The sequence below is a fragment of the Pseudorhizobium flavum genome, assembly GCF_044142885.1.
GTDB classification, from domain to species: Bacteria; Pseudomonadota; Alphaproteobacteria; order Rhizobiales; family Rhizobiaceae; genus Neorhizobium; species Neorhizobium flavum.
Genome location: NZ_JBIOKZ010000003.1, coordinates 20,094 through 32,641, shown reverse-complemented (window position 1 = coordinate 32,641; position 12,548 = coordinate 20,094). Strand labels below are relative to the sequence as shown.

The 12,548-nt window shown below is 61.5% G+C and carries 15 protein-coding genes; 3 read left to right on the top strand and 12 right to left on the bottom strand.

Annotated features, from left to right (window positions below):
* Nucleotides 1-105: 105 nt before the first annotated feature.
* The 6 genes from ahcY to ACEPP2_RS07095 all read right to left on the bottom strand — a co-directional run bounded on the left by ahcY (nt 106) and on the right by ACEPP2_RS07095 (nt 5,480).
* On the bottom strand, nt 106-1,506 hold the full coding sequence (ahcY, locus tag ACEPP2_RS07120) for an adenosylhomocysteinase (protein ID WP_395516179.1): 1,401 nt from the start codon (nt 1,504-1,506) through the stop codon (nt 106-108).
* A 123-nt stretch (nt 1,507-1,629) separates the two neighbouring features.
* Nucleotides 1,630-1,905, bottom strand: a complete 276-nt coding sequence (locus ACEPP2_RS07115) for an HPr family phosphocarrier protein (protein ID WP_052640867.1) — start codon at nt 1,903-1,905, stop codon at nt 1,630-1,632.
* Nucleotides 1,906-1,917: 12 nt separating this feature from the next.
* Nucleotides 1,918-2,319, bottom strand: coding sequence for a PTS sugar transporter subunit IIA (locus tag ACEPP2_RS07110; protein WP_281976962.1), 402 nt, complete (start codon nt 2,317-2,319; stop codon nt 1,918-1,920).
* 116 nt (nt 2,320-2,435) lie between these two features.
* Nucleotides 2,436-2,906, bottom strand: coding sequence for an HPr kinase/phosphorylase (locus ACEPP2_RS07105; RefSeq protein ID WP_152341524.1), 471 nt, complete (start codon nt 2,904-2,906; stop codon nt 2,436-2,438).
* Nucleotides 2,903-4,660: a stimulus-sensing domain-containing protein gene (locus ACEPP2_RS07100; protein ID WP_395516419.1), complete on the bottom strand. Its 1,758-nt coding sequence runs from the start codon at nt 4,658-4,660 to the stop codon at nt 2,903-2,905. The genes ACEPP2_RS07105 and ACEPP2_RS07100 overlap by 4 nt, the downstream gene beginning before the upstream one ends.
* A gap of 97 nt (nt 4,661-4,757) precedes the next feature.
* A complete protein-coding gene (locus ACEPP2_RS07095) occupies nt 4,758-5,480 on the bottom strand; it encodes a response regulator transcription factor (protein WP_194478102.1) in 723 nt (240 codons plus the stop codon).
* A gap of 328 nt (nt 5,481-5,808) precedes the next feature.
* Between ACEPP2_RS07095 and ACEPP2_RS07090 the strand changes: the two genes are divergently transcribed.
* From ACEPP2_RS07090 to ACEPP2_RS07080, 3 genes are all read left to right on the top strand, one after another.
* Complete coding sequence (locus ACEPP2_RS07090) at nt 5,809-7,419, top strand: phosphoenolpyruvate carboxykinase (protein ID WP_395516178.1); 1,611 nt, start codon at nt 5,809-5,811, stop codon at nt 7,417-7,419.
* Nucleotides 7,420-7,514: 95 nt separating this feature from the next.
* Nucleotides 7,515-7,949, top strand: a complete 435-nt coding sequence (arfB, locus tag ACEPP2_RS07085; RefSeq protein ID WP_077548736.1) for an alternative ribosome rescue aminoacyl-tRNA hydrolase ArfB — start codon at nt 7,515-7,517, stop codon at nt 7,947-7,949.
* A 4-nt stretch (nt 7,950-7,953) separates the two neighbouring features.
* Entirely contained in the window at nt 7,954-8,565 is a 612-nt protein-coding gene (locus ACEPP2_RS07080; protein WP_077548735.1) for an alpha-ketoglutarate-dependent dioxygenase AlkB family protein, read from the top strand.
* Here the strand turns inward: ACEPP2_RS07080 and coaA are convergent, their stop codons facing one another.
* Genes coaA through ACEPP2_RS07050 form a run of 6 tightly spaced genes read right to left on the bottom strand, consistent with a single transcriptional unit; the run spans nt 8,566 to nt 12,534 of the window.
* Nucleotides 8,566-9,552 (bottom strand): type I pantothenate kinase, encoded by a 987-nt coding sequence (gene coaA / locus ACEPP2_RS07075; protein WP_052640881.1) that lies wholly within the window; start codon nt 9,550-9,552, stop codon nt 8,566-8,568.
* Nucleotides 9,549-9,869, bottom strand: a complete 321-nt coding sequence (locus ACEPP2_RS07070) for a phosphoribosyl-ATP diphosphatase (RefSeq protein ID WP_077548734.1) — start codon at nt 9,867-9,869, stop codon at nt 9,549-9,551. The genes coaA and ACEPP2_RS07070 overlap by 4 nt, the downstream gene beginning before the upstream one ends.
* Before the next feature lie 18 nt (nt 9,870-9,887).
* Nucleotides 9,888-10,664 carry an imidazole glycerol phosphate synthase subunit HisF gene (hisF, locus tag ACEPP2_RS07065; RefSeq protein ID WP_077548733.1) on the bottom strand — a complete coding sequence of 259 codons (777 nt, stop codon included), beginning with the start codon at nt 10,662-10,664 and terminating at the stop codon, nt 9,888-9,890.
* Nucleotides 10,661-11,404: a 1-(5-phosphoribosyl)-5-[(5-phosphoribosylamino)methylideneamino]imidazole-4-carboxamide isomerase gene (gene hisA, locus ACEPP2_RS07060; RefSeq protein ID WP_077548732.1), complete on the bottom strand. Its 744-nt coding sequence runs from the start codon at nt 11,402-11,404 to the stop codon at nt 10,661-10,663. The genes hisF and hisA overlap by 4 nt, the downstream gene beginning before the upstream one ends.
* A 3-nt stretch (nt 11,405-11,407) precedes the next feature.
* Complete coding sequence (gene hisH, locus ACEPP2_RS07055; RefSeq protein WP_077548731.1) at nt 11,408-12,058, bottom strand: imidazole glycerol phosphate synthase subunit HisH; 651 nt, start codon at nt 12,056-12,058, stop codon at nt 11,408-11,410.
* Nucleotides 12,058-12,534 carry a DUF2628 domain-containing protein gene (locus ACEPP2_RS07050; protein WP_172977869.1) on the bottom strand — a complete coding sequence of 159 codons (477 nt, stop codon included), beginning with the start codon at nt 12,532-12,534 and terminating at the stop codon, nt 12,058-12,060. The genes hisH and ACEPP2_RS07050 overlap by 1 nt, the downstream gene beginning before the upstream one ends.
* Nucleotides 12,535-12,548: the final 14 nt, after the last annotated feature.

The following is a 12,548-nucleotide window of genomic DNA, read 5'->3' as shown; positions in this document are numbered from 1 at the left end:
GACATTACTTGCTTCGGGAATCGGCGGGAAGGGTGGCGCCAAAAAAGAAGGTCGCGATCCGTCAAGACCGCGACCATCAATATCTTGTGGATCAATTTGCTAAAATCAGTACCTGTAGTGTTCTGCCTTGAACGGTCCCTGCGGAGAGACGCCGATATAAGCGGCCTGTTCTTCCGATAGCTCCGTGAGCTTGACCCCGAGCTTGCCGAGATGCAGGCGGGCGACCTTCTCGTCGAGGTGCTTCGGCAGGATGTAGACCTCCTTCTTGTACTGATCCTGCTTTGTGAAGAGCTCGATTTGCGCAAGCACCTGGTTGGTGAAGGACGCCGACATGACGAAGGAAGGGTGCCCGGTGGCGTTGCCGAGGTTCAGCAGGCGGCCTTCCGAGAGAAGGATGATCCGGTTGCCCTTGGGGAATTCGATCATGTCGACCTGGGGCTTGATGTTGGTCCATTTCAGGTTGCGCAGTGCAGACACCTGAATTTCGTTGTCGAAATGGCCGATATTGCCGACGATCGCCATGTCCTTCATGGCGCGCATGTGATCGATGCGGATGACGTCCTTGTTGCCGGTGGTGGTGATGAAGATGTCCGCACTGTCGACCACATCCTCCAGCACGACCACTTCGAAGCCGTCCATTGCGGCCTGCAATGCGCAGATTGGATCCACTTCCGTGACCTTCACGCGGGCGCCGGCACCGGCAAGCGACGCGGCCGATCCCTTGCCGACATCGCCGTAGCCGCAGACAACGGCGACCTTGCCGGCCATCATCACGTCCGTGCCGCGGCGGATACCGTCGACCAGCGATTCCTTGCAGCCATACTTGTTGTCGAACTTCGACTTGGTCACCGAGTCGTTGACATTGATGGCGGGGAAGGGAAGCAGGCCCTTCCTGGATAGCTCATACAGACGGTGGACGCCGGTCGTGGTCTCTTCGGATACGCCCTTGATCGCGTCACGCTGCCTGGTGAACCAGCCCGGCGAAGCCTGCAGGCGCTTCTTGATCTGCGCGAACAGGATTTCCTCTTCCTCGGAGGTCGGGTTGGACAGCACATCCTCGCCCGTCTCGGCGCGGGCGCCAAGCAGAATGTACATGGTCGCATCGCCGCCATCGTCGAGAATCATGTTGGACAGGCCACCGTCGGTCCACTGGAAGATCTTGTCGGTGTACTCCCAGTACTCGGTGAGCGACTCGCCCTTTATCGCGAAGACGGGAATACCGGACTCGGCGATCGCCGCGGCGGCATGGTCCTGCGTGGAGAAGATGTTGCAGGAAGCCCAGCGTACTTCGGCACCGAGCGCCTTCAGCGTCTCGATCAGGACCCCGGTCTGGATTGTCATGTGCAGCGAGCCGGAGATCCGGGCACCCTTCAGCGGCTTGCTTTCCCCGAACTCCTCGCGGCAGGCCATGAGGCCGGGCATTTCCGTTTCTGCGATGTCGAGTTCCTTGCGGCCATAGGCGGCAAGCCCGATATCGGCTACGATGTAGTCTTTGTCCGTGCTCATGAAGCTCTCCAGCTGGGTTTGCGCGCCCTGAGGCGTCACCTTCCGCATTCTGGAGGCTGGTGTAGCAGGCTTGCCCTTGGGAAGCAACGACACATAAAGAAGTGCTTATGTCTTTATGTGTTGCTAGATCTCTTCGCCGAACCTGTCGGCTACCAGGCTCTCCAGCGCGCTGAGTACCTCCGCCGCCTGCGGCCCGGCCGCGGTGACCTCGACGCTGCAGCCGGGACTGGCGGCCAGCATCATGAGCCCCATGATCGACATCCCGCCGACGGTCGTACCGTCTTTGGTAACTGTGACTTCGGCGTTGAACTTGGCAACCGTCTGGACGAATTTCGCTGAGGCGCGGGCGTGCAGGCCGCGCTTGTTGACGATGAGGAGCTCACGGGAATGGACTGACATGCTGGGTTTCGCTTACTTGCCGCTCAGGACACGACTTGCGACATTGATGTACTTCCGCCCGGCCTCACTGGCCTCCAGTAGCGCCCGGTTCATGTCGTTTTCGCTGCGGACGCCGGCGAGCTTGATCAGCATTGGAAGGTTGACACCCGCGATGACCTCGATCCGCCCGCCGTCCATGACGGAGATGGCAAGGTTGGATGGCGTACCGCCGAACATGTCGGTGAGGATGATGACACCATGCCCATCATCGGCAACGGACACCGCATCGACGATGTCCTGACGCCGCTGGTCCATGTCGTCTTCGGGCCCAATGGAGACCGTTTCAATGTATTTCTGCGGACCGACGACATGCTCAAGCGCGTGTCGAAATTCCTCCGCCAGCTTGCCGTGGGTGACAAGCACAAGTCCGATCATCAATTCCCCCTGCTCTGGCAACGCGCAGCCCATATCGCACTGCAAAAGAGGCGTCCAGCGGTGGGAAGCCATCTTCGCCATGTAGACATCAAGTGCAAGTCAAAAATCCGTAGCTTTCAGCACGGAAAGGGCGGCGGCAGGCCGATATCGGGGAAAAACACACCGATTATCGCCAGCGGATCGGCGACATGTGCCGCCAACCGGAGCTGCGGCAGCGTACCGACGCCGTCGATGGAGAAGCGTTCGGCTTCCGGAGGTAGCCGCTCCATCCTTTCCACCGGGCCAACCCTGACGGCAAGATGAAGCGGTGCGGAAGGCACATGGGGAACGCGGGCAATGCCGCTGCCACGTATCTCGATCAGCCCGGCGATGGCATCCGGGCATCTTCCCATCAAACAACCGTCTTTTGGCGACAGCAAGACCCGGTCATCGGCAAGTAGCATCGCGGAAATGCCGGCACGCCAGGCGGCCGCAAGGCAGGTGAAGGCCGTCAACGACTTGCCGGCTCCCGACGGACCGATAAAGAGCAGGCCCGTCGTTCCGACCACGATCGCGGTGGCGTGAATATTGACCTGGCCACCTGTCATGCTGGCTCTCCAGCCGGCAGGGAGAGCACAAAACGGGCTCCTTTGACCGTGCCGTTTGTATCAACAATGTTCTCGGCCCTGAGGGTACCGTTGTGAGCTTCGGCAATCTGACGGCTGATCGAGAGGCCGAGGCCTGAGTTCTGGCCAAAGCTCTCCCCTTCGGGCCGGTCCGTATAGAAACGCTCGAAAATGCGGTCGATATCCTCCGCTTGGATGCCGGGGCCATTGTCTTCGACGGTGACATTGACGCGGCCGCGAGACTGGGAGAGGCGTATGGAGATGCGACCGCCGTCGTCGGGTACGAAGGAACGTGCATTCTCGATGAGGTTGGTGATGATCTGACCGAGCCGCAGGTCGTGTCCGTTGACGATGAAGTCTTGCTTGGCCCCCTTGGCATCCACTGCAAGATCGATCTCCACCGGCTTGCGGCCATTGCGGATCTGCCGCGAGATGTCGACGAGATTGCCGAGCAGCACGCGCAGGTCCACCGGCGTGGAATCGGTACGGGCTAGTTCCGCGTCGAGGCGCGATGCGTCGGAAATGTCGCTGATCAGGCGGTCGAGACGGCGTACGTCATGGAAGATGATCTCCGTCAGGCGCCGCTTTGCATCGTCCGATTTCGCCAGCGGCAGGGTTTCCACGGCGCTACGAAGCGAGGTCAGCGGGTTCTTCAACTCGTGGCTGACATCCGCGGCGAAGCTCTCGATCGCATCGATTCGGTCGTAGAGCGCCGTGGTCATCTCCCGAAGCGCGATGGAGAGGTTGCCGATCTCATCCTGGCGATAGGCGAAGTCGGGAATTTCCTCGCGCTGTTTGGCGCCGCGGCGGACGCGGATTGCCGCTGCCGCCAGACGCCGAAGGGGATTGGCTATGGTTGAGGAAAGGAGGAGCGACAGGAGGATGTTCACGAGCGTCGCAACGCCGAAGACCCGCATGATCGCAAGCCGTTCGGCGTGGACGATCTTGTCGATGTCGCCGGCCTGGGTCGACAAAAGCAGCACGCCGAGGACGGCGCGGAAGCGCTGCACCGGAACCGCGACCGAAACGATCAGCTCTCCCTTGTCATTGATCCGGACGACCGCGCCCCGCACGCCCGTAAGGGCATTCATAACCTCCGGATAAATCGACCCGTCGCCGCCGGGCGCTTCCCTGTAAACCGGCAGGTTGCGCTGCTGGAGCATGCGGTTGAACAGGCCGACGATTCGGTCGTTCCAACTCATCGACTCCTGCTCAACCGGCGGCAGGTCGAACCGGAGCACCTGGCCGCGGGAATAGAGATGCCGGGAGTCGAGAAGGAGATTTGCATCCGCATCGAAAAGCCGGGCCCGCGTTCGGGTCGGAGAGATCAACCGCCGCAGGACAGGTGCAACGCGGTCCGGATCGATCGGAAAATCGAGGTCCTCGTCATTGGGAACCGGCGTGATGCTTTGCCCGGCCTGCAGCTCGAGCAACTTCTCCGGATCGATGGTGATGGAGTTCGTATCGACCGAAGCGGAGGCCGAGATCGCTCCGGCGATGATCTCGCCCTGGGTCAGCAGGCTCTCGACGCGTGCGTCGATCAGCCCTTCGCGGAACTGGTTGAGGTACAGGATACCACCCACCAGCACGACCGTGGCTGCAATGTTGAAGAACAGGATCCGCCTTGTCAGGCTGGAGAAGACGGCGTGACCGAAGACACGTCGGATGAGAATGAACGGACGCGACCAGATGCGCCTAGGCTTCCGGCGCATCTCCGCATCGGAGGCGTCAAGCATATCATCGTCGAGCAGTTGGTCTGCCACGCATCGTCCTTTCAAGGGACAGGCCGATCTCCCGTCCTGGCGCGGCTCCTACGGTGAGGCGTTGCCCTGGTCAGGCGGCCTCGCGGAAGCGATAACCCACCCCATAGAGCGTCTCGATCATGTCGAAATCGACGTCGACCATCTTGAACTTCTTTCGCAAGCGCTTGATGTGACTGTCGATCGTGCGGTCGTCGACATAGACCTGTTCATCGTAGGCCGCGTCCATGAGCGCGTCGCGGCTCTTCACCACGCCGGGCCTCTGGGCGAGCGAGTGAAGTATCAGGAATTCGGTCACGGTCAAGGTGACGGGCTCGCCCTTCCAGGTACAGGTGTGACGCTCCTGGTCCATCAGGAGCTGCCCGCGTTCCAGCGTACGGGCCTGCTGGGCCTCTGTTCCCGCCTTGCTACCGACTACCCCCAAGGTCTCCCTGGCGCTCGCCCGGCGAAGAATGGCCTTGACGCGCTCCACCAGCAGACGCTGGGAGAAGGGCTTGGTGATGAAGTCGTCGGCGCCCATCTTGAGGCCAAACAATTCGTCGATCTCCTCGTCCTTCGACGTGAGGAAGATCACCGGTATGTCCGACTTCTGCCGGAGCCGGCGCAGTAGTTCCATGCCATCCATGCGGGGCATCTTGATGTCGAAGATCGCCAGCTGCGGCGGCCGGGCAAGAAGCCCGTCGAGTGCGGATGCGCCGTCCGTGTAGGTCTCGACCTTGTAACCCTCGGCCTCCAGTGCAATCGACACTGACGTGAGGATGTTGCGGTCGTCGTCCACCAGGGCGATTGTCTGCATGCTCTCTGTCTCCACTACCATTCGTGCGCATCTCCAGGAGTATCCCAGCCGCGTCGGTGTTCCGACGATGCGCGTCTTGAGTATAAAGGTGGAACAAATTGTGGCAAGGCAAGGGATCGAGGGGAGGGAGTCACAATCCCTCTATTCAAATGAGGGGGTTTCAGGCCGAGGTTAAAACGCGACCTAAACCGATTTAAGAAGAAATAAATTTTTTTAAATCGATTAATTTATTGATATCGTTGGATTATCGCCCTCCACCCTACTTGCTCTTTATGAAGCCCGGCGCTAGTTGAGGGCCACATCCAACGCCAAGGGAAGGAAGGCGCGCATGCAGGAGCTCGGACTTTACAATCCGTCCAATGGGATAGCGGCGATCGGCTTCCAGGACGTTTCCCGCGTCAATTACAACCTCTCGGAAACGGAACTTTACGAAGAAGCGATCCGCAACCGGGAAGGCGACCTGACGGCGGACGGCGCGCTGCGAGCCGTCACCGGCCAGCACACGGGTCGCTCGCCGAAGGACAAGTTCATCGTGCGCGATGACACGACCGAGGATGTCATCTGGTGGGACAACAACCGGCCAATGTCTTCGGAACGCTTCGAGATCCTGCATCAGGACATGCTGGCTCATGCGGCTGGCAAGACCCTCTATGTGCAGGACCTGATCGGCGGTGCCGACCCGGAAAACGCGCTTCCGACACGGGTGGTGACCGAACTGGCCTGGCACGCGCTGTTCATCCGCAACCTCCTCATCCGGCCGAGCCGCGCTTCGCTCGAGACCTTCGTGCAGAAGCTGACCATCATCAACTTGCCGAGCTTCCGCGCCGACCCGGCCCGTCACGGCTGCCGGACCGAAACGGTCATCGCCTGCGACCTGACCCGCGGCATCGTGCTCATCGGTGGCACGTCATATGCCGGGGAAAACAAGAAGTCGGTTTTCACCGTCCTCAACTACCTGCTTCCGCCAAAGCATGTCATGCCGATGCACTGCTCGGCCAATGTCGGTCCGGGTGGCGATGCGGCCGTCTTCTTCGGCCTCTCGGGCACCGGCAAGACCACCCTGTCGGCCGATCCGAGCCGCACATTGATCGGCGATGACGAGCATGGGTGGGGCGAAAACGGCATCTTCAACTTCGAGGGTGGCTGCTACGCCAAGGCAATTCGTCTTTCCGCCGAAGCGGAGCCGGAAATCTATGCCGCGACCCGCCGCTTCGGCACCGTGCTGGAAAACGTGGTGCTGGATGAAAACCGTGTTCCGGATTTCGACGATGCGTCGCTGACGGAGAACACCCGCTCGGCCTATCCGCTGCATTTCATCCCGAATGCGTCGGCGACGGGGATCGCTCCCCATCCGAAGACGATCATCATGCTGACGGCCGATGCTTTCGGGGTCATGCCGCCGATCGCCCGGCTGACGCCCGAGCAGGCCATGTACCACTTCCTCTCCGGCTACACGGCCAAGGTCGCGGGCACGGAAAAGGGCGTGACCGAGCCGGAAGCGACGTTCTCCACCTGCTTCGGAGCGCCCTTCATGCCGCGCCATCCCGCGGAATACGGCAACCTGCTGCGCGACCTGATTGACCGCCATAACGTCGATTGCTGGCTCGTCAACACGGGTTGGACTGGCGGTGCCTATGGCGTCGGCCGTCGCATGCCGATCAAGGCGACGCGCGCGCTCCTGACGGCGGCTCTGACCGGAGACCTCAAGACCACGCAGTTCCGCACCGACCCGAACTTCGGCTTTGCGGTCCCGGTTGCGGTTGAGGGTGTCGACGCCGCCATTCTCGACCCGCGCTCGACCTGGGCCGATGGTGCTGCCTACGACCAGCAGGCGAAGAAGCTTGTCTCGATGTTCATCGCCAACTTTGAAAAGTTCGAGGACCATGTCGACAGCCGGGTGCGTGATGCCGCCCCCGTGCTATTGAATGCGGCCGAGTAAGCCACTCGAACTGACAGAAATTGACCGCCGGGCCCCAACGCCCGGCGGTTTTCTTTGTCCGTTCTTTATGGGATAGAGGCCACCGGAGGCGAACCATGGCCAGCAACCCGCTCTATATCAACGATCGCATCACCATTGCCGGCTGGGAATTGACAGAGCAATTCGTGCTGGCTGGCGGCGCGGGCGGCCAGCACGTCAACAAGGTCTCGACTGCCGTCCAGCTCTTTTTCAATCTCGCCGATTCTCCGTCGCTGCCGGACCGTGTCAAAGCGGCTGCCATTCGTCTGGCCGGGCGCCGGATGTCGAAGGATGGCGTGCTGATGATCGAGGCTAACCGGTTTCGCAGCCAGGACCGCAATCGCGAGGATGCGAGGGAGAGGCTGAAGGAGCTGATCATCAAGGCATCCGAACCGCCGCCGCCGCCACGACGGGCGACCAAGCCCACCAAAGGCTCCGTCGAACGGCGTCTGAAGGCCAAGGCCGGCCGATCGGAAGTAAAGAAGATGCGTGGAAAGCCGGCGGGAGACTGATCGGATGACAGCTCTGCCCGACGGAGTTCGCTACCTCCCTGAATATCTTGACCGAAAAGGTCAGGAGGCTCTTGTCGACGAGATCAGGCAGGTGGTGACTGAAGCCCCGCTCTATGTTCCCGAAATGCCGCGCACCGGCAAGCCGATGTCGGTCCGAATGACGAATTGCGGCCCCCTCGGCTGGGTGACGGACAAAGGGCGCGGCTATCGCTACCAGGCCTCCCATCCCGTGACCGGTTGGCCGTGGCCCGCGATTCCGTCACGGCTTCTGGAACTGTGGGCGAAAGTCGCCGACTACCCCAAGCCGCCGGAGGCGTGCCTCGTCAACTTCTACGACAATCAGGCACGCATGGGTCTGCATCAGGACAAGGACGAAACGGATCTTACCGCCCCCGTTCTCTCCATCTCGCTCGGAAACACCTGTCTCTTCCGGATCGGCGGAACGGAACGCAACGAACCGACGCGCTCATTCCGCCTGACGAGCGGAGACGTGCTCGTCCTCGGAGGAGCGGGGCGTCTCTGCTTCCACGGCGTGGACCGGGTCTACCCGGAAACCTCGACATTGCTGAGGAACGGCGGACGCATCAATTTGACCTTGAGACGGGTCAATCCCTGATCAGAGCTTGCGCAGTGCGACCGTCTCGACCAGGTGGTTCGAGCCTTTCCGCAGGATCAGGTCCGCACGCGGGCGGGTCGGTAGGATGTTCTGCCGCAGGTTCTTCAGGTTGATGTTCTCCCACAGCCCCTCGGCGATCGCGCGCGCCGCATCCTCGCTAATGGTTGCATAGCGGTGGAAGAAGGAATTCGGATCACGGAAAGCCGTGTTGCGAAGCTTCATGAAGCGCTCGACATACCAATTATGGATCAGCGCCTCGTCCGCGTCGATATAGATCGAGAAGTCGAAGAAGTCCGAAACCATAGGCACGAACTTGCCATCCGCCGGCAGATCGCGGGACTGCAGCACGTTGATGCCTTCGAAGATCAGGATGTCCGGGCGATCGACGACAGTGAACTCGTCAGGCAGCACGTCATAGGTGAGGTGGGAATAGCGCGGCGCCTTGACGTTCGGCTGACCGGCCTTGATCGCCGAGAGGAAGCGCAACAGCGCGCCGATGTCGTAGCTTTCCGGAAAGCCCTTCCGTTCCATCAGGTTCTCGCGCCTGAGCACGGCATTGGGGTGGAGAAAGCCGTCGGTGGTGATCAGGTCCACCTTCGGGCTGGACGGCCAGCGGGCCAGTAGCTCCTTCAGGATACGCGCCGTCGTGGACTTGCCGACCGCCACGGAACCCGCAATGCCGATGACGAAGGGCGTCTTTGTGACGTCGGACAGGCTGAGGAACCGGTTGCGCTGCTGGAACAGCAGCAGCGAAGCCTCCACATGCGCCGAAAGAAGCCGTGACAGCGACAGGTAGATGCGCCGGACCTCGTCGAGATCGATCGGGTCGTCGAGGGAGCGCAGCCGTGCCACCTCGTCGAAAGTCAGCGTCAAAGGCGTATCCGCTCGGAAACGCGCCCACTCAGCCGATGTGAAGACGTGGTAGGGCGAGTAGGTCGCGGAAGAGGATTGCTCGGTGCCTTCAGCCGGTTGCGCTGCCGGGGTCATGATGGACGGTTCGCCTTTTCCTGCAGGCCGGACTGGGTAGTCCGCCGCTGAAGTTCGTCCAGCACATCCTTGAGCGGAATCCCGGCGATATTCAATACGACCATTAGGTGATAAAGGAGGTCCGCGCTTTCGCTGACCAGCTCCGGCCGCCCCTGCGAAACCGCGGCGATCACCGTCTCGACGGCTTCCTCACCGAGTTTCTTGGCGGCCTTTGTTTGGCCGGCGGCCACAAGCTTCGCCGTCCAGGACTCATCGGTTGAAGCCCTGGCACGGATTTCGACGATCCGCTCGAGGTCGCTGAGGGAGAAATCGCTCATCTTCTGTCTCCAGCGACGTCAGTACAGCCGCATCGCGATGCCGTGCTCGGCCATGTAGCGCTTGGCTTCGCCGACGGTATAGGTCCCGAAGTGAAATATCGAGGCCGCCAGAACGGCGGTCGCATGACCGTCCCGAATGCCGGCCACGAGGTCATCGAGCGTGCCGACGCCTCCGGAGGCGACGACCGGAACCTTCACGCTGTCGGCAATCGCTTTGGTCAGCGCAATGTCGTAACCGCTCTTGGTGCCGTCGCGGTCCATCGAGGTGACCAGCAACTCGCCGGCGCCCTTTTCGACAACCTTCGCGGCGAATTCCAGCGCATTGATGCCCGTGGCCTGGCGACCGCCATGGGTGAAGATCTCCCAGCGATCCAGTTCTCCGGTCGAAGAGACCTTTTTGGCATCGATTGACACGACGATGCACTGATTGCCGAATTTGTCGGCGGCCTCGGCAACGAAATCCGGGCTTTTCACGGCGGCGGAATTGATCGACACCTTGTCGGCCCCGGCAAGCAGAAGCCTCCGGATATCGCCGACGCTGCGTACGCCGCCGCCGACCGTCAGCGGCATGAAGCAATGGTCTGCGGTTCGGGCGACGACATCGAAGATGGTCTCGCGATTATCCGACGACGCGGTGATGTCCAGGAAGCAGAGCTCGTCGGCTCCGGCGGCGTCATAGGCCTTGGCCGCCTCGACTGGATCGCCGGCATCGATCAGGTCGACGAAATTGACACCCTTGACGACGCGACCGTCCTTGACGTCCAGGCATGGGATGACGCGGGCCTTGAGGCTCATGCGGCCTCTCCTTTCTGCTTGCGGATCAACCCAAGCGCCTCGTTCGGATCGATCCGGCCGTCATAGAGCGCGCGACCGGATATCGCGCCTTCCAGACGTGCGGCATCAGGCTGCAGCATGCGCCGTATGTCCTCGATCGATGCAAGACCTCCGGAGGCGATGACGGGGATCGAGACCGCATTCGCGAGTTCAAGCGTCGACTCCCAGTTGATGCCGGTCAGGATGCCGTCGCGGTCAATGTCCGTGTAGATGATCGCCGAGACGCCAGCGCCTTCGAACTTCTGGGCGAGCTCGATGACGCCGAGTTCGGAAGCCTCGGCCCAGCCCTCAACGGCAACCTTGCCGCCCTTGGCATCGATACCGACGGCGATCTTGCCGGGAAACTCTTTGCAGGCTTCAATGACCAGTGCGGGATCGCGCACCGCCACGGTGCCGAGGATGACGCGCGCCAGTCCTCGCGACAGCCAGTTCTCGATATGTGCGAGCGTGCGAATGCCGCCACCGAGCTGCACCGGGTTCTTCGTTGCCTTCAGGATCGCGTCCACGGCCGCGCCGTTGACGCTTTCGCCGGCGAAGGCGCCGTTCAGGTCGACCACATGCAGCCACTCGAAGCCCTGGTATTCGAAGGCTTTCGCCTGGGCTGCCGGGTCAGCATTATAGACCGTGGCCTGCTCCATGTCGCCGAGCTTGAGGCGCACGCACTGGCCGTCCTTGAGGTCGATGGCGGGAAAGAGGATCATTCTTCAGGGCTTCCATCGCAGAAAATTGGCGATCAGGGCGAGACCCAGGGTCTGGCTCTTCTCCGGGTGGAATTGCGAGCCGGCCATGTTGTCGCGAGCCACGAAGGCGGTCATTGGTCCACCGTAATCGGTGGTCGCCACGACGTCCTGCGGGTTCCTGGCCGCCAGATGATAGGAGTGGACGAAATAGGCGTGCAGTCCATCCGGTCCGGTCGGGATTCCATCGAAGAGAGGGTGAGGGCGCTTCAGGTCGAGCGTGTTCCAGCCAATCTGCGGGATCTTCAGGTTCGGATCGGAAGGCTCCATTTCCCTGACGTCGCCTTCGATCCAGCCAAGGCCCTGCGTGACCGTCTTCTCGAGCCCACGGGATGACATGAGCTGCATGCCGACGCAGATGCCGAAGAAGGGCCGGCCATTCTTCTCGACCGCCTGAACCAGCGCATCGTGCATTCCGGGAACCGCGTCGAGACCGGCGCGGCAGTCCGCATAGGCACCAACGCCCGGCAGGACAATCCGGTCGGCCGCGGCAACGACATCCGCCTTGTCGGTGAGCTCGATCGTGGCGTTCAGGCCCGCCTCGTGCGCGGCACGTTCGAAGGCCTTGGTCGCAGACCTGAGATTGCCGGAGCCGTAGTCGATGATCGCGACGCGCATCAGCGTCCTCCTTGGTCGAAGAGGCCTATCCCGCCACGGTCCCACCCTGCTGCGGAGGGGGTGCGAACGGAATTCGCCCAGTTGGCAACGGCGACCGGGGCCGTCGAAGCCTGAGGCAGGCCTGCAAAGTAAATTTCCTCGGCGGTATCGAGGTCCGCTGCCATGACAACGTCCTTCAGCGTCCACCCGCGCCGGATGAGGCTCTCGCTATAGAAGTGCCGTCCTTCCAGCGCAACGAGAAGATTGATGGAAACGGCGGCGAGGAAGCCCACCACCGCAAATCCGGAAACCTGCATCAGCTGGCCGGCGGCGATCTGCGCAAGGAAGACAGCCAGTGCCGCAAGCCACAGCCGCTTTGTCAGGAGCCAGATCCAGGGAAAGAATAGCGCAAGCCAGGAGAAGCGATCGGCGAGGATCACGGTCTTCTCGTGATCCGGATCTGTGCCCGGAGGGGTGAGAACAAGATAACTCTTCAACTTTGCTCCTTGGC